Genomic DNA, 16,946 nt, shown 5'->3' on the forward strand with positions numbered 1-16,946 from the left:
CCAACCACCAATATCTTGGTTGAATTGTTCTGCATGGTAGAACATCCCGCTCATATCGGAAACATTACTTACATCCCATGTACCAATATCCTGGTTGAAATTGTTACTTGCGTTATAGAACATTTGTCTCATGCTCCCAACTTCGGAAAGATCGGGTACATCGGAAGCATTTACGGACAAGTTTAAACAATACATGAACATCTGCTCCATAGAGCCCCAGGTCTGATCGCCCCACTGTTCCACTGACAACAATTTTCGGCTATCTTCTTCCTGACCATCAAATTTCATGTGTGGAAAATCTCCACTAATGCTGACGGTATAGATGCCCGGGGTGGCATAGATATGGGTGGCATCTCCGGTATATACGGTAGTATCCATTGAGCCATCACCCCAGTCCACTGTGTAGGCAAAGGTACCGTCACCTGTGGGAATGGTAATTTGATCATCCTCGGAAGCCCCATAATTGTCCGTCTTCCAGGTGGTAATAAATGGCCTTGGGCAATCTTCTCCGGCATCGGTGATGATCCAGCCAAAATCATCGATGAGCTTTTGGCGGGCCGCTGCCCCAATACAGTAAGTGCTGCTTCCGGCATTAAAATAAACCCCATTTTGTAACGTCAAGGTACTCCAACCTTCCAACAGTTTATCGTAATTGTCCGTGGTAAGGCCGGTATCTTTAAACATATCATACATGTAAGTTACATTGGATACATCCCAGCCCCCGATATCCTGGTTAAAAGATGTAGCGTTTTGGAACATGTAGGCCATTTCTGTTACATTGCCCACTTGCCAATTGCCTAAATTTTGATCAAAAGCGGAAGCTCCAGAGAACATTAAGAACATATCCGTCACATTGCTTACGTCCCAACCACCAATATCCTGATTGAAAGAGGTTGCATTGTAGAATAAATATCGTGTATCCGTTACATTGCTTACATTCCAACCACCGATATCGCCGTTAAAGGCGGAAGCACGAGCGAACATGCCTTGCATGGTGGTGACATTGCTCACGTTCCAACCACCGATACCCTGATTGAAGACACTTGCATCTTCGAACATACCAACCATATTGGTCACGTTGCTCACATCCCATGAACTTATATCTGCGTTAAAAGCAGAGGCGTTTGAGAACATATATCTCATGATGGTCACATTCCCCACATCCCATCCACTAATATCTTGATTGAAAGTGGAGGCCCCGGAGAAGAGGTTTTGCATATCGGTCACATTACTCACGTCCCAAGAACTGATATCCCCATTAAAAGAGGAAGCATTTACGAACATGTATGACATATCGCTTACCTGTGACAGGTCTGGTATATCCGTCGCTTTCAAGACCACATTAGAACATTTGTAAAAACTGTGGCTCATGGAACCCCATGCCTGATCGCCCCATTGGTCGACCGACAGTAATTTCTCTGAATCACTGCTAGAGCCGTAACCGGTGTAGAAATATAAGTGCGGAAAATCGCCACTTATACTTACGATATAGGTGCCTGGGGTGGCGTAATTATGGGTGGCATTCCCGGTATAAATCGTATTATCCGTAGAGCCATCGCCCCAATCTACCGTATAGGAAAAGGTGCCGTTACCTATTGGAATTTCAATGCTGTTGGGACCCGTCTTTCCCGGGTTGTCGGTTTTCCAAGTGGTGACAAAGGGCCTTTGTGGGCAATCTTCCCCTGCATCGGTAATGGTCCATCCAAAATCATCGATAATTTTTTGACGTGCAGCTGCTGCGTTACAGTAAGTGCTAGCGCCTGCATGTAGATCGAGTGTGTTTTGTAGGTTTAATGTACTCCAGCCTTCCAGCAGTTTATCGTAGTTGTCCGTGGAAAGTTGGGAACCATCGAACATATTGCTTACACTCTGCACATTGGCAATGTTCCATGAGCCTAGATCTTGATCGAAACTGGATGCACTGCTGAACATTGCGGCCATATTTGTAACTTGCCCTACATTCCATAACGAAATATTTTGATTGAATTCTCTGGCTTGAAAAAACATTACTCCCATGTTCGTAACTTTGGAAACATCCCATCCACTGATATCTTGATCAAAATCTGAGGCTGTACTAAACATATTATACATATTCTCCACATTGCCCACATTCCATCCACCAATGTCCTGATTGAAGGATATGGCACGGTTGAACATACCGGACATATTGGTCACATTTGCCACATTCCACGAACCTATATCTTGATTGAAAGCAAAAGCGTTGTAGAACATACTGTTCATACTTGTTACATTTGATACATCCCATCCACCTATATTCTGATTAAAAACCCTTGCATCTCCAAACATGAGGGCCATTCCAGTAACGTTGGAAACATCCCAATTTCCAATGTATTGGTCAAAAACGGTAGCACCATAGAACATGAGAGTCATTTTGGTGACCTTGGATACGTCCCAATTACCGATATCCTGATTAAAAGAGGAGGCCCTATTGAACATAGTTTCCATATTTGTTACATTGGATACATCCCAATTGCCGATATTGCCATTAAACGATGTAGCCCCCATGAACATGCCGTTCATTTCGGTTACCTGGGATAGATTGGGCACATCGGTCGCATTAAGGACCATATTGGAACAGTTGTAAAAACTAAAGCTCATCGACTCCCACACTTGATCGCCCCATTGCTCTACCGAAAGTAGTTTTTCATTATCGCCTGTGTCAGGTGATCTGAGGTGCGGAAAATCTCCACTAATGGATACCGTATAGGTGCCAGGGGAGCTATAGGTATGTGTCGCATTTCCGGTATAGACCATATTATCCGTGGAACCATCGCCCCAATCTACCATATAGGCAAAGGTGCCATTCCCTGTGGGAATTTCAATACTATTGACATCCGTTATTCCAGGATTATCGGTTTTCCAAATGGTAATAAATTCACTTTGTGCCATGGCAGAGCTAAAACAAAGACAGCACATGGTCAAAAGAATTAACTTGAGGGTACTTTTCATTGGTTTGTATAATTTTGATTAATTGGTTTGTGCCAAGCTTGTGGGTAGTTGCAAAAAACACTCACAACAACTAAAAAGATGGAATTCTCCAAAGTATTTGCATTGAATATTTAATGTATACTCCTACACTATCCGAAGCATTGGACTGCTAAAAAACAAGGAAAGGTCAAAAATAGTATGGGCCACCTTACCACATTCGTGTTCAAATTAAATCTGAACACCAATTTTTTATTGGACCCTTAGGGATACGATTTAAAAACATCACTGTTTACCATTGTAGATGAAGGACTTAGACGTTCTACTTTATAGTAGGCCTATGATTACCCTTGTTGCACCTAAATCTGCACATGGAAATGAAATTTCACCTTCTACACCAAAAAAAGAAAGAGCATATCGAGAATTAATTGTGGTAAAACCGGTAAAAATACCTGTAGACAATGATCTTGTAGATTCTTATTACACGTTAAAAAATGATGATAAAATAAAGGTGTTCTTTCTATATAGAGGTTACTTTCTACCGATTGACTTTAATCCGATATACTTTTTAAATCCGGTATTGTTTTAGTCCGTAATCAGTTTGCGAAATTGGAGAACCTAAACCCTCGCTTTAGTCGTTATTTTTGATTTTGTTGTCGTATTCACTAGGGCTTAATGTAGTTGTATTTTTAAAGACTTTACTAAAGGAGCTCCTACTGGCAAAGCCACACTCCAATGCCAAGGCATCCATTGTATTTGTAGATAAAAAGCCCTCATGTATTAGACGTTTTCCGTAGTCGATACGTAAATTGTTCTTATAGACTGTGAAATTCACGCCATAGTGTTCCTTGATAAAATAAGATAATTGATGAGCCGGTATTTCAAGTTCCCTAGCCAGGTTGGTTAGGTCAAAGTCCTGTTTTAGATATATTTTTTTGTCCATAAGCAACTTTAATTTGCTTTCCACCTGTTCTTCATGAAGACCAAACTTGTTATTCTTCTTGGTTTCTCCAACCTGACCATCTTTGGGAATCATTTTAATTACTTTCGGATACCCTTGAAGAATAGTCGGAAAATAAATTGGGATGACACCAACTAAGAACATAATCATATATAATGTTATTGGTATAATAGCCCCACCCTCAAATATATTATGGCCCAACCTATTCCCTACAGCATAAAAAATGGCAAACACAGCAAACAATGTTAAGCCAAACCAAAAAATCAACAACCATTTATTCAACAGGTTCTTTAATTTATTTGTACCGTTATTGCTTATAAAACTCAGCAACTTTGGCAGTACAAAAAGAAGCGCCAGTAACTGCCATAGATGCCTCAGAAACATATGCTGATCCAAATTTAAAAGCCAATAACTTGCATGCAACCTATTTTGAGGGTTCGTAATAGCCGTATGCAATAATTTTGAATGTACCGCGTCAGGCTGAATATAAATATATCCTACATCGATTATGCTTAAAATAAAGGGCAAAAACCAAAACAAGTGGGTGTTTTTCCACTTATATTCATCTTCAATAATGGTTATAAAATAAAAGTAAACTGGTACGGCAAAAAGATTATATGGTATTAACGGCCATAAAAAAAACCAGCTGCAGTTTGCCAAATGCCCCCCATCAATAATATAGGCTTGCAAGGCATATACAGAAAGTAGAAAATAAAAACTTCCAAGGAAAAAAGTAGCAGTGGGGTGGGTAGATTTTTTAGAAAATAATAAAGTGGTCAAAACAAACCCAAAAATAGCGGCGATCAATAAAATGTTGTACAACTTACAGTATAATTCATTAACACAAAAACAACTCAAATTCAAATCTTATTACTGGCCATAGATTTTCAATCAATAGGGTAAATAAAATTATCGAGCTGCTTTCTTAATTATGTAAATCAATTTTTCACAGTGGACCAATCGATTAAATTATGAGAAAGAACAAAAGTATAAAATAATGTAAAGAAGCTATTCCGATAAGTTGATTTAAAATGCCTAAATCCTTTTCAGAGTTATTTAGCTTTAAAGATTGTATTTATTCTTGTTCGTTCCAATCATCAAGTCGGTTGATTTCAACTCCCGGAACTAAAAAGTTGACCTTGGGTGTCAAAAAGCACTACTTTTTCAGGTACGAAGTAAGAATTATGTGCCAATGCTTGTGTTTTTGTATCCATTTTGTTTGTTTGAAAAGGTTGTTGTTTTGGTTATCATTTCTTTTTGTCAAAACTACTTTCAATGGTTTCCCCACGACAGTCCATTTCAGCAGAATAAAAGCACAGATTTCCGAAGACCGGGAAGTAGTGTGATTTGTATACCTAGTTGAAAATTTGTCTACATTTAACCATATGGAAAAGATCAATCATTACAAGAGCATCTCAGAGCTTCATAGTAGAAGTGGATTCGAGCCGCCTAACCATCCTTTGATCAGTTTAATGACCTGTAAAGAGTTGATGGCCTATAGTTTGGGGGATTCAAGGTTTACAGGTGATTTCTATATGATAGCATTAAAGAAAATCAAGTCGGGTTATGTGTTATATGGAAAAACGGCTTACGACCATAGTAATGGTTCGATGGTCTTTATGAAGCCAAGACAGGTGATAGAAGTAAGTAATGTCCAATTTGCTGAGAAAGGATTTGTGCTATTCTTCCATGAAGAGTATTTAATGGGGCACAATTTGTTCGAACAAATCAAGAAGTATGGTTATTTTGAATATGAAATCAACGAGGCCCTGCACATATCCCCCTCTGAAGAAACAATTCTTTGGGAGCTCTATTATAAGATAAGAGGTGAATATGATAACACACCTGATGAGTTCAGCCGTGAAATCATTCTCTCCCATGTGGATGCGATGCTTAAATATTCAGATCGATTTTATAACAGACAATTTTTGGACAGAAGCTTGCAAGTCTCCGGACATACTATCCAGAGGTTCCAAAAAGTTTTGGCGGATTATTTTCAAAACAAGTCACCCAAAACCAATGGACTTCCCTCCGTTAACCAACTGGCGGATGAACTATTCCTATCTCCACGATATTTGAGTGACGTACTAAAAAAGGAAACAGGAAAGACAGCTTTGGAGCACATCCATATTTTTTTAATCAAAGAGGCCAAAAATTTACTTATTGGTACAGAGAATAATGTGTCTGAAATTGCCTATGAACTGGGTTTTGACAGTCCATCCTACTTTACGCGGTTGTTCAAAAAGCAAACAGGTATGCGGCCTTTGGAATTTAGGACAAATGCATAGTGAAATTCTTCTTGTATCAATAGAATTAATATTCCTTTAGCCAATTGGGTAGTCATTGTAACGAAAGATGCTAAAACAATAAATGAAGTATAAAAAAATAAAGCCTTACAAGGAATTGGAACCATTTATTCATTTCTATTGGGAACTGAAAGGAAACGAACAAAAAGGACTATGGGAACGGGTTTTTCCAGACGGATGTGCTGGGATATTTATGAGTTTGGGCAATAGTTGTTTGACAGATAATGGTGCCCTTTCATTGGAGTATGGAAAAACTTATGTGGTCGGTGCAATGACCTCATTCAAGGACAGCTTTATTGATTGTGATACACACCTGATAGGCGTGTGTTTCAAACCAGGGGCTTTTGCAAATTTTTATAGGTATATCCCACAGATTGAATTGATCAATAACACCGTGGAATTTGAAAAATCCAAATCCTTCAATATTGCTAAAATGCTCAAAGCCCCCTTCAATTATTTCGACCATTTTTACTCAGGGAGAATAAAAAGCAAAAACAATCCTCTCCAATCCGTTATCAGTGACATTCATTTAACAAACGGACAAATTGCCATTAATAAACTGTCAAAACAAAATTTCACTTCTGTAAGACAATTGGAACGTAATTTTAAAAAGTTCATCGGTCTATCCCCAAAGGAATATGCAAACATCATTCGATTTCAATATGCTTTGGGTTTAATTAAAAATTCAGAAAAAAAACGAAGTCTATTGGAGATTGCCTTTGAATGTGGTTATTACGATCATTCACATCTTACCAATGAAATCAAGAGAAATACAGGGCTTGCACCGTCACAACTTTAATTTGTCGCATTTTTACAAAGTACGGTTGGTTGTCCAAAAGTAGTTTTGTGTAAATATTAAAATATACGAGGAATGCGAAAATTATCACTTTTCATTGCAACAAGTTTGGATGGTTACATAGCAAAGCCCAATGATGATCTTAATTTCTTGAAACTTGTTGAAAAAGAAGGAGAGGACTATGGTTATACGGAATTTACGGACACGGTTGATACCATACTTATAGGTAGAAAAACCTACGACTATGTAATTAGGGAAATTGGCATTGGCCATTATGATAATGGACAACGGGACGTTTATGTCATCACCCGGACTGAAAGACCACAGAACGGCAGAACAATATTTTATTCGGGAAACATAGCAGAATTAGTAAAGCAACTAAAATCACAGAAAGGAAAAAATATTTATTGTGACGGAGGTGCGGAAGTCATAAATGAGCTATTGAAGCACGATTTGATAGATGAGTTCGCAATTTCAATTATACCTATTTTGTTAGGTAGTGGCAAGAGACTATTTGAGGATGGAAGACCAGAACAAATACTTGAATTTGTCGAGGTCAAAACATTTGATACTGGATTGACCCAATTGCATTATAGGCGGAAGGAATAAGCGAAAAGCGGACAATATGGATGAATGGGGTGGCTCATATCCACATTTCAGCTTAGCTCACTTTTATCCGGAAAAAGGGGTAAAACAATGCCCGTTTATTATAGTTATGGTCTGTAACGGTTAAATGGTGTTTACTTAAAAACCGATAGGAGTTACTCTTGCACCACAAAGTTTTCGTTAGATCCGAGGGGTTTTGGTATGGGTTGGATCAAAGGCTTGATCCGCATGTACTCTTTCCAGCGATATGATTCCAAGACATCCGCCATTTCTGAGGTTTCATGGCCCGATATACGTTTCAACAAATGATACCTTGCGCTGGGTAAAAGGTTATCGTCCTGCTCAACGGCATGCTTTTTGACCAAGTATCGGGCCACTGTGGTTTGGAACACCAATGCCTGTTCCGAACCCATTACAAGATAGGGCCGATATTTGGCCGTGATATCTCTGGCCTCAAAACGGATTTTCCGATCTATTTTCAGGGCATAGAAAGCCTGTCCCCTTGTGGTGGTGGAGGCACAAATGAACAGTGCGAGAACTAAATGCTTATAGTTTGAAGATACATGTTTCTTAACCATGTTCAATTCGTTTTGGTTATATCGTTTTTTCCATGTTAGCAGTTTTGCTTTTTGTTGCGATCATTTTGGCTCTACAAACCATTCTTGCAACTAAACATTAGCTGGTCATGTCCTTAGGAGCATTCCCCCGAACCCTTTTAGGGGGCGCTCCGAGGTTTTGCAGGTTTGAAAACCGGATGACCTTCAGGGCCTGCTCTTCATTGTTTTTGCAACCTTCCCATGTGGTTTGTGGATTTTAAAAATTCCTTCAACTTTCTGAGGTTTCTGAGTTTTTTGAGTTTTTTGAAAAAATGGTTAAGGTGCAGGCCCTTAAAATTTCCGTTCCCCAAAATATAATGGTAGGTGATGTGCAGAAAAAGCGCATAAATCACCATGATCAAAGAGATTCCGATGGCCAATGTTCCCATATCCAAACATTTTAAGGTTTTTCTATTCAGTTTTTATTTTGCTAAGGTGACAAATTCATTGTAGCCATTCATCCAGCTTCCTGTTGGCGTGATCATAACCAAGGACAAAGGCCTTGTCGATTCCCTTTTTGTCCAGGACCTCGATGTTCCCCAGTTTCTCTGGTACGATCAGCAGATCGGGTATGTGAAGCTTGTCCATGGCATTGGCGTGCAGCATCAAAAGATTGGCCCTTTCTGATATTTGAAGGCCACTCTTGATGTGGCCCTTTCCCACTGCCTTCATGGACGAGGCGTAACACCCTATGATCACATCACAAGCACCGGTCAAGGGCTCGACCGGAAAATTGTTCATGATGCCCCCATCGGCAAAAAGCTCCCCATCGATGGACACTGGGCTGAACACAGGAGGCAGTGCCGCAGAGGCCAATAAGGGCCTGAACAGTTCCCCCTTTTCGAAATACACCGGTTCACCTTTCAATAGATTGGTGGCAACCACCACAAGCCGTTTGTCTAGTTCCTCGAACCGATGGGCCGTAAAAAAGTCATCAAAGAAGGGAAGATACTTGTCCGTATCGAACAGCCCCGGCTTGTTCACGGTCACGAAGTTGTATCTGAGCAAGGGGGTTTCCTTGAAGAAGACGAGCATATCCTCAATAGAGGTCCCGTCCACATATAGTCCACCTATGAGGGCCCCGGCACTTACGCCCGATATCTGGCTTGGATAGATACCGCGCTGTTCCAAGGCCTTGAGCAGCCCAATATGGGCCATTCCCTTTACCCCGCCACCGTAGAGCACCAATCCAAGGGTGGTATTTATCAATGTTTCCGTTTTCATCTATAAAAGTTTACATTAAAGGGAGGAATTGCATCCCTTCTTCAACTATTCATTTTAAAGAAGCTGGATTTGATCGAAAGACTGGCCTGTAGATATTTGCTATAGGCTGTCCTTTTCCTGCATCCCTAAGTCGGAGCCGTACTTTTCCAAGAACCTCTTTTGTCTTTCCATCATCCGTTTTCTGATGTTGTCCAGCTCCATAAAGTCCTCCCCGAAATCGCTTTCAAAAAAGCCGTCATTGAAGAACCTTTTGCTGAAAAGTGAGTCCGGTTCGAAAAGGTCCCCGAACCCTTGGTTCTTGAATTGCGAAAAGTGGCTGTAGAACTTGGATTCAAAGTTGCTCAAAAGGCTATCCTTGTCCAGACCAGCGAGATTGTCCGACGAATCAGTGGACCAAGTATAGATACTGTCATAACGGATGAGGTTTCCGTTCTCGTCGAATTCCCGGTCGACCTTCCAACTGCCCTTGGGTTGGGCAATCTCTTTCTGGTCACCTTCTTTGGTCAATTCACCTTTCTTTTTCTCTTGGCCCTGACAACTGTTCAGTGCTACTAACAGGGTTGTACAAAATAGGATTTGAATTTTCATTTTTGTTCGTTTCTTGGTTCAACATTGTTTTGATCATCGATTGTCCGAGAGGTCTTGTAGATTCCTTTGGTGTCCAATACTTTAGACAGTCGGTTCTGGTGGAACACGCGGGATCTTCGCTCGCCATTGCGGTACCATATACATTCCACATAGGTGTCCCTGTCCATGAATCCAAATATCGGTTCCTTCTTTGCGCTATATTTGGACACCTCCATCTTGGGGCCGCTGGACGTTCCCTTGACCTTGACCCAATCCCCTGGCTTGAACTTTCGTGCCATGTCGTATAAATCGGTGTGTAATGGATTTCGGCTCAGGCCACCTTAAGGAGCCGCTTGTACATCGTTTCTCTTTTGGAAAAACGGACCTGCAACAACCCATTTTTCAGGCTTGCATGTATACTTTCAGGGTTGACATCCCGTGGGAGGTCCAAGGTCTTGCGGAAGGAGGAACGCACAAACGCCCTGCGAACCCTAAAGCTTTTCTTGATTTCACATGATTGTTCATTTCTGCCGCTTATGATAAGGGTGTTGCCCTGAAGTTCCATCTTCACGTTGTTCTTATCGAATCCGGGCATGGGAATGGAAAGTCCAAAATCGGTTTCCTCAATAGGGCTGTCGGCCGATGATATGGTCAATGATTTAAGCTTGCCCATGTTTCGTACACGCTTTGCCCAGTTTTTCATCCTTTTTATGATAGGTGGGATCTGGATTGCCTTGCCCACCTTTTTGCCAAAGATTTTCATGTTGCAAAAATTTAGGTTCAACAATTGGTGGTTTAATGGAAGGGACCGGTCAGTCGGCCCCTGTCCATTTTCACCGTTAAAAAAATAGGTGCTATTATGATATCTTGATGGTCCTGGTCGGCTTTTGCCTTGCCTCTTCCTTCTTCGGAAGATGGATGCCTAGGATACCATCGTTGTACGAAGCTTTGATCTTGCTATCGTCAACGGAATCGGGAAGTGTGAAAGACCTTTTGAAAGATGCATACCCAAACTCCCTACGGGTGTAGTTGTCCTCCTTGCGCTCCTCTTCCTGTTTCACCTCGCTCGAAATGGAAAGCTGTTGGTTGTCCAGATCGATCTGGAAATCGGACTTTTTCATTCCGGGCACGGCCATCTCTACCCAATAGGCATCCACCGTTTCCTTGATATTGACCTTGGGCACTGTGATTCCAGTGCTGAAGTTGGAGGTGAACACTGAAGGTAGGTCCGATTCGAAAAAGCTGTCGATCCAATTGGACCAGGTTGGGAAGTCCAGGTTTGATTTTGCCAAACTACCATTTTTTGGTACAGAAACTAAATTGCTCATGGTTTTAAAAAATTTAAGTTTAACATTATTTTTATCGTATGGGATTCTTACAAACCCCTGTGTGCTAAGGACAAAGGACATGCCAAAACGCATCTTTGTCATTTTTCTGTTAAAGACTTCTAAAGCTTCCTGTCAAATTTTCGGATTGACCGGAATACGGAAATGTCACTTTAATAAAATTTTTACAATATATGTGTCATATTGACATTACAAATGGCATTTTACCAAGAATAGGTAATGGAATTTCAAATCTGGAACGACCTTTGCCCAAATTGAAACGGTATTTTTTTATGGTTTAACTTTTTTAAAATTTAGGTTATGAAAAAAAAACCGATCAAGGTAAGGCTCATTGGAAAAAAAGGAGATTCGTATCAGATCCAATTCCCCGATCTAGCGATACCCGTCAACGTGGACGAGACGGTGTACCAGAAAATGCTCCACAGTAAAGAGTATGAGTTTGGGCATTCCTGCACCAAGGCGAAGCGACCTACCTATTCTGCCTAGAGGCGCTTGGTTATTTGTTTCGGTGGTTAAACAGGCCACCTTTGAATACAGGAAATACCAGAGGCCCTTTGGAACCAAAACGATGAAGGTGTTCCTTTAACTTTAAGAGCTGATTTTGTCCAGAAGGATACTATGGATAGGACTTCCTCGTTAGTTTATTATGATGTTCAAAAAAAAATCGTTATTGCGACTGATTGGCTTCCCCTTAACATTGGGAATACTGGTTATTGGATGTTCCACTGATGGGGAATCTGGATCCATGGATAAGAATCTTCCTGACGGAACGGATGTTTCACAAAACCGAAAATCGGTGGGGGATTCGGCCTCCGACCTTTTGGACGACACAAATTTCACCGAGCTTTTCCTTGAAATATTCTATGTTTCCGGATTCAAACCAAGTGAGATCACGTTGGATAATTTTGAAGACTTTTTGTCACAAAGGCTGAACAAACCAAATGGTATCTCCATGGAGCTCAAAGAAATTCCATCCCCAGGCCAAGATGTATATTCAATTACAGATATCAGAAACCTTGAGGATGAGATCCGTACTGCCTATAACCTAGGTGGTACTATAAAGGCCTTTGGACTTTTTCTTGATGGGGAATACTCAGAGAACACCGAGAATGGTTCTGTTTTGGGTGTGGCCTACCGCAATACTTCTTTTGTGCTTTTCGAAGAGACCATTAAGGGGTTCAGTGGGCAACCTTTGGCTCCGAGTACCACAGTTCTGGAGACCACGGTTCTTGACCATGAGTTTGGACATTTATTGGGATTGGTCAATGCAGGTACCCCAGTGCAAAGCGCACATCAGGATGAGCCACATGGAAGACATTGTACCACTGAGGATTGTTTGATGTATTGGACAGCAGAGACAGGAGAGGGGCTTGTCAACATGATCAGTGGTGGCACCATTCCAGAATTGGATGCGGCCTGTTTGACAGATTTGCAGGCCAATGGAGGTAAATAAGAACCTTTGATATTTATAATTGAAAAGCCCCATAGCGGGGCTTTTCTGATTATATGGTAATTCTCTTCTTATAGAGAAGTAGTCCCGGTTACGGTGACATTGGCACTCAACTGTAGGGCCGATGTGATATTGATGGCTCCAAGATCAAGACCAGTGGTGGACTCCACTTCCAGTTGAGAGTTGAAATAGAATTCCGCACCATCCTGGGTGTAGGATACAAAGATCAGTTCATATTCCCCTTCGGCCAAAAAGTTAAGGCTGTAGGCGTTGTTGATCCCACTTACTTCCGCGCTGGTCACGGCATTGGCAAACCTGATATTGCTCTCGCCCTGCCCTTGGGTCTCCACCTCAGCGCTGTAGGTGCCCTTTTCATAGGCATAGACCACGATTTTGTCGGAGGTGTCCTGGGAATCGTTGACCGTACCCGAAATCTCTCCTGTCGCTTCCTTGTTTACGGTCCGGATACCTGCGGAAAGTTCTGAGAGTGTCACGAAATCAAAGTCCGACTCCAACGTACCCTGTTCTTCCTTTATGGTTTTGCGTAGGTCAAAATCAATGATGATTTCATTGGTATTGGTCGCAAAGACCTCAAAGGAATCCGTGATGTTCACGGTACTGGAGGAAGCTTCTATCTTGTCCTTAGTACCATCCACCATTTCGACATAACATCCAGGACTGTTGCCATCCATGTCATTCGCATAGTCAAGGACCAATTCGATGTTGGAATAGGTTCCCGCTTCCATTGGGAGATTGCCCAAGGTCTTGGTCTGCCCGTTGACCAAAGCGGATAGGTTAAAAGTGGTTTTGGTGAAACCTTCGATGGAGTTTCCATCCACCTTTACATCGGAAACGGTAATGAACACCGCTTCCACATTCGCATTGTCTATGGGGGCATCCGTGATTTTAATGGTTGTTTGATAAGATTCCTTCTCTACATTGTCATTTTCATTGTCGTCACTACAGGATACTATCAAAAGCATTGTTCCAAAGATAATTCCCAAGTTTTTCAAAAAGGTCTTCATAAAAATTAAGATTTAAGGGTTTACTATTTGCTTCAATAGTATAACAATTGAGACGTAACAAACCCTACTTAGACCTTGAAAATATTGAGGGGACCCCAAAACTGTACGACATCACTTCCTTTAAGAGACTTTCCTGTATGGATGGCCCAACACTCGCGGCTATGGTTATCCACTAAAGTTAAAGCCCTGAAACGGTTCCCGTTGTACAACTGGTCCGAGACAAAATCCATGCTCCAACATTCGTTCAAACTAGAGACGTTCCCCTCTGCGGGTTGTCTGTGTGCGGCGGAACGGTTCCTTTTGGGCCACTTGCTCCTCAAGTTCAGACCTTCCTCGCAATAGTCCCGGTACATGCGTTTGTGATTGTCCATGAAACTCTTCCGTCTCAAAAGGATATGCCAGAACCCATAACGTACCCTGACAGCGGCAATCTCGTTCATTCTCATGCGCAACAGTTCATCGCTACGGCCCTTGGCCCTTGAATAGCAAACGCTCTTGTGCAGCAGTATGAGCTTGCAGCAACGTTGGATGATAATATTGTACTCCATCCTTATATTATCGACCATCCCACGCTTTCGGAACGGCCTCAGAACTTTTTCAGCACGTCCTGCAGGATCTGTTTGTCCAAAATTTTGGTCGGCGACCAGTTCCTTCAATTGTGCGTTCTCCTCCTCCAGGTTCTTCAGCCTCCGGAGTTCGGAGACATCCAGGCCGCCCTATTTCTTCTTCCAGCTGTAGAACGTTGCCTCTGATATCTACATCTTGCGGCGCACCTCTTGGATACGAATCCCCCGTCTCCACCTGTTTGATCGCAAATACAATCTGTGATTCCTGGTACTTCTATCGTCTCATAAGCAAATACCTGTTTAAAGTTAAACATTTATTCGCCCCGATTTTCTGGTTTTAAACTGTCCGGTTTAACGGGAGGAGATCATTTTTAGGGAAGGCTATAAAAGGGGGTAAGGCTATTAACTAAAATAGGTTAAAATGATTTTGGATGTACATTTTAGAACCAAAAAGTTAAAGAAATTCTTAATTTATGTATGGGGATTTAGGTGGATGGGATGGATTGTGGGAACCACTAAGAACGGCAAATCTAAACCACCAAACATTTTGTTGTAGCAGTTTGTACGTCAGTTCTTTGTTAGCTGTTTTGCTATGCTCACTCTTTTTCTGCGAGGGAGTTATTCTGTCCGTTTTTAACAACATGAATGTAAATTGAAGATATACCCCTTATTAAAATTAACCTTTTGTTAAACGGCTTATGTTACAGTATGAAGCGGCAAATTATAAACTTTACCATCTAAATTTCGGGTATTGGATAGTTTGGAATCGACCTCCGATAAATTTCTTTTTCAAGAAATCAAAAAGGGCAACATAAAAGCGTTCAATAGGCTTTTTGAGACACATTGGGACGGATTGTACCAAGCTGCTTATAAAGTCTTATTGAGTGAGGATATGGCCAAGGATGCAGTTCAAGAGGTTTTTTTTGATCTTTGGTTACGCAAACTTCAACTTGAGGTTGAAAATATACCGGGATTCCTTTATAAGGCTGTACGAAATCAATCACTGAAACAGTTGAAGAAAAACGCTCCTTTGCAAATTCACGAAGATAAATTTAAGGAGCTGTTGGTCAACAACACAGAAGAACAGTTGGATCTTATTGACCTTAAAACAAAATTGGACGAAAAGCTGGGTGCCCTTTCCCCAAGGGAAAGAGAAATATTTGAAATGAGTAGGTATCAAAACCTGTCCAATAAAGAAATTGCAAACCACCTTAATCTTTCACAAAGAACCGTTGAATGGTATTTGTATCAAGTTGTTAAGGAGCTCAAAACCGCGTTGACCGTCTCTGTTCTTGTTATCCTATCCTATCTTTTTTATTGATTTACCGCTGATGATAACATCTTTTAAAATCAGTGATATGAGTCCATCATTCGTCAAGGTTACCTTAAGGTTAGCTGTGTTATCTATGAGTTAAATCCAAGTATTGGCTCCAGTAAATGTCCTTTGTTGGGGTACTTATAGGTAAAAGCACAGCCATGGATAAATCAAAATTGATTGATTTACTTTCAAAATATGATAAGGGTACCTGCACCAAGGAGGAACTTGTACTGCTGTATCGCTTCTTCGATGCTTTTCAAGACGACAACAATATTTGGGATACGAAAGGAATTGTTGAGAAAGAGCGAATACGAAAGGAATTATCAAAAAAAATAAAACAAAGAATCGATTTTCAGGAAAGGAATCGAAAATCCATCTCTCCCTTTTGGAAGGTGGCCGCCGCAATACTTTTTCTCATTGGGTTGGGAGCAATGACCAAAATCCTTCTTTTCCAAAAAGAGCAGCCCATGGAATATGAACGGATCGTTTCAAATGATATGGGAATCAAGCAGGTTGCATTGATGGATGGTTCTACCGTCTGGTTAAATCGGAACAGCGAACTGGTCGTTGCCAAAAAGTTCATGGAATCCGAATTCAGGGAGGTCACCTTGCACGGGGAGGCATTCTTTGAGGTGGCAAAAAACAAAAACAGGCCATTTATCGTCCATTCCAGTGGCTTTCAGACCAAGGTGTTGGGCACCAAATTCAATGTAAAGGAATCCAATGAAAGAACGGAGGTCGCATTGATTGAAGGAAGCGTCGAGGTCAATGCAAATACCGAGCAGGTATTGTTGAAACCCATGAAAAAGGCAGTGTTCGGCTATGGAAATGACAGTATCGCAATCGTTGAAATGGATATGGAACTGGAACTCGCTTGGATGACCAACGATTTCGATTTTAAAAACACCAAACTATCCCGCGTCGCCACCATACTGGAACGGCGGTTTCATAAAAAGATAACATTTGAACAATCCGAGTTGCCTGAAAAAAAGGTGACTGGACATTATCAGAATGAAAGTCTCAATGCCATTTTACTTTCCGTGACCCGGGCCGGCAACTTGGATTACAAATACGAAGACAAACAGAACATACTGATTTTTGAACCCCTAAAAAACAATTCCATGTAAAAAGAGAGCTATAAAAAAGGGAAGCGTTGGAGCGCTTCCCTATGAAATTAATTCGTACGACAAAAAATGATAATGTAGTGAAAATACATTTGAACCACTTTTTTAATGAAAA

Annotated in this window: 19 protein-coding genes; 8 read left to right on the plus strand and 11 right to left on the minus strand. The window is 41.2% G+C overall.

Annotated elements, in window-relative coordinates:
• Nucleotides 1–2,970 (minus strand): BspA family leucine-rich repeat surface protein (locus DCK90_RS15940; RefSeq protein ID WP_159075862.1); only part of this gene is annotated, 2,970 nt, incomplete at its 3' end.
• A gap of 280 nt (nucleotides 2,971–3,250) precedes the next feature.
• Between DCK90_RS15940 and DCK90_RS15945 the strand changes: the two genes are divergently transcribed.
• The gene (locus DCK90_RS15945) at nucleotides 3,251–3,535 is read left to right on the plus strand and encodes a hypothetical protein (protein ID WP_108247206.1); all 285 of its coding nucleotides are present in this window, start codon (nucleotides 3,251–3,253) and stop codon (nucleotides 3,533–3,535) included.
• Between the two features lie 42 nt (nucleotides 3,536–3,577).
• Here DCK90_RS15945 and DCK90_RS15950 read toward each other — a convergent pair whose 3' ends face one another.
• Nucleotides 3,578–4,729 carry a helix-turn-helix domain-containing protein gene (locus tag DCK90_RS15950; protein ID WP_108247207.1) on the minus strand — a complete coding sequence of 384 codons (1,152 nt, stop codon included), beginning with the start codon at nucleotides 4,727–4,729 and terminating at the stop codon, nucleotides 3,578–3,580.
• A gap of 563 nt (nucleotides 4,730–5,292) precedes the next feature.
• On the opposite strand from DCK90_RS15950, the gene DCK90_RS15955 reads away from it, so the two are divergent.
• From DCK90_RS15955 to DCK90_RS15965, 3 genes are all read left to right on the plus strand, one after another.
• Nucleotides 5,293–6,195: a helix-turn-helix domain-containing protein gene (locus DCK90_RS15955; protein WP_108247208.1), complete on the plus strand. Its 903-nt coding sequence runs from the start codon at nucleotides 5,293–5,295 to the stop codon at nucleotides 6,193–6,195.
• Nucleotides 6,196–6,277: 82 nt separating this feature from the next.
• Nucleotides 6,278–7,012, plus strand: a complete 735-nt coding sequence (locus DCK90_RS15960; protein WP_108247209.1) for a helix-turn-helix transcriptional regulator — start codon at nucleotides 6,278–6,280, stop codon at nucleotides 7,010–7,012.
• 72 nt (nucleotides 7,013–7,084) lie between these two features.
• Nucleotides 7,085–7,618, plus strand: coding sequence for a dihydrofolate reductase family protein (locus DCK90_RS15965; RefSeq protein ID WP_108247210.1), 534 nt, complete (start codon nucleotides 7,085–7,087; stop codon nucleotides 7,616–7,618).
• 152 nt (nucleotides 7,619–7,770) lie between these two features.
• On the opposite strand, the gene DCK90_RS15970 is transcribed toward DCK90_RS15965, so the two are convergent.
• From DCK90_RS15970 to DCK90_RS16000, 7 genes are all read right to left on the minus strand, one after another.
• A complete protein-coding gene (locus tag DCK90_RS15970) occupies nucleotides 7,771–8,193 on the minus strand; it encodes a hypothetical protein (protein ID WP_108247211.1) in 423 nt (140 codons plus the stop codon).
• A gap of 197 nt (nucleotides 8,194–8,390) precedes the next feature.
• Nucleotides 8,391–8,600, minus strand: a complete 210-nt coding sequence (locus tag DCK90_RS15975) for a hypothetical protein (protein WP_108247212.1) — start codon at nucleotides 8,598–8,600, stop codon at nucleotides 8,391–8,393.
• Nucleotides 8,601–8,655: 55 nt separating this feature from the next.
• Nucleotides 8,656–9,435 (minus strand): patatin-like phospholipase family protein, encoded by a 780-nt coding sequence (locus DCK90_RS15980; protein ID WP_108247213.1) that lies wholly within the window; start codon nucleotides 9,433–9,435, stop codon nucleotides 8,656–8,658.
• A 99-nt stretch (nucleotides 9,436–9,534) separates the two neighbouring features.
• On the minus strand, nucleotides 9,535–10,023 hold the full coding sequence (locus tag DCK90_RS15985; RefSeq protein ID WP_108247214.1) for a hypothetical protein: 489 nt from the start codon (nucleotides 10,021–10,023) through the stop codon (nucleotides 9,535–9,537).
• The gene (locus DCK90_RS15990) at nucleotides 10,020–10,301 is read right to left on the minus strand and encodes a hypothetical protein (RefSeq protein ID WP_108247215.1); all 282 of its coding nucleotides are present in this window, start codon (nucleotides 10,299–10,301) and stop codon (nucleotides 10,020–10,022) included. Before DCK90_RS15990 ends, DCK90_RS15985 begins: the two co-directional genes overlap by 4 nt.
• 32 nt (nucleotides 10,302–10,333) lie before the next feature.
• Nucleotides 10,334–10,765 (minus strand): Hsp20/alpha crystallin family protein, encoded by a 432-nt coding sequence (locus DCK90_RS15995; protein ID WP_108247216.1) that lies wholly within the window; start codon nucleotides 10,763–10,765, stop codon nucleotides 10,334–10,336.
• 94 nt (nucleotides 10,766–10,859) lie between these two features.
• Nucleotides 10,860–11,330, minus strand: coding sequence for an Hsp20/alpha crystallin family protein (locus DCK90_RS16000; protein WP_108247242.1), 471 nt, complete (start codon nucleotides 11,328–11,330; stop codon nucleotides 10,860–10,862).
• Nucleotides 11,331–11,648: 318 nt separating this feature from the next.
• On the opposite strand from DCK90_RS16000, the gene DCK90_RS16005 reads away from it, so the two are divergent.
• Both DCK90_RS16005 and DCK90_RS16010 read left to right on the plus strand, forming a co-directional pair.
• Complete coding sequence (locus DCK90_RS16005) at nucleotides 11,649–11,834, plus strand: hypothetical protein (protein WP_108247217.1); 186 nt, start codon at nucleotides 11,649–11,651, stop codon at nucleotides 11,832–11,834.
• Nucleotides 11,835–12,093: 259 nt separating this feature from the next.
• Nucleotides 12,094–12,801 carry a membrane metalloprotease gene (locus tag DCK90_RS16010; protein WP_108247243.1) on the plus strand — a complete coding sequence of 236 codons (708 nt, stop codon included), beginning with the start codon at nucleotides 12,094–12,096 and terminating at the stop codon, nucleotides 12,799–12,801.
• A gap of 68 nt (nucleotides 12,802–12,869) precedes the next feature.
• Here DCK90_RS16010 and DCK90_RS16015 read toward each other — a convergent pair whose 3' ends face one another.
• The gene (locus tag DCK90_RS16015; RefSeq protein ID WP_108247218.1) at nucleotides 12,870–13,823 is read right to left on the minus strand and encodes a DUF4382 domain-containing protein; all 954 of its coding nucleotides are present in this window, start codon (nucleotides 13,821–13,823) and stop codon (nucleotides 12,870–12,872) included.
• Between the two features lie 68 nt (nucleotides 13,824–13,891).
• Nucleotides 13,892–14,479 carry a hypothetical protein gene (locus tag DCK90_RS16020; protein ID WP_108247219.1) on the minus strand — a complete coding sequence of 196 codons (588 nt, stop codon included), beginning with the start codon at nucleotides 14,477–14,479 and terminating at the stop codon, nucleotides 13,892–13,894.
• A 661-nt stretch (nucleotides 14,480–15,140) separates the two neighbouring features.
• On the opposite strand from DCK90_RS16020, the gene DCK90_RS16025 reads away from it, so the two are divergent.
• Together DCK90_RS16025 and DCK90_RS16030 are read left to right on the plus strand one after the other, a co-directional pair.
• Nucleotides 15,141–15,710 carry a sigma-70 family RNA polymerase sigma factor gene (locus tag DCK90_RS16025; RefSeq protein ID WP_108247220.1) on the plus strand — a complete coding sequence of 190 codons (570 nt, stop codon included), beginning with the start codon at nucleotides 15,141–15,143 and terminating at the stop codon, nucleotides 15,708–15,710.
• A gap of 155 nt (nucleotides 15,711–15,865) precedes the next feature.
• The gene (locus DCK90_RS16030; protein WP_159075863.1) at nucleotides 15,866–16,834 is read left to right on the plus strand and encodes a FecR family protein; all 969 of its coding nucleotides are present in this window, start codon (nucleotides 15,866–15,868) and stop codon (nucleotides 16,832–16,834) included.
• The last annotated feature ends 112 nt before the right edge of the window (nucleotides 16,835–16,946 follow it).

It is taken from the genome of Muricauda brasiliensis (assembly GCF_003057865.1).
GTDB classification, from domain to species: Bacteria; Bacteroidota; Bacteroidia; order Flavobacteriales; family Flavobacteriaceae; genus Flagellimonas; species Flagellimonas chongwuensis.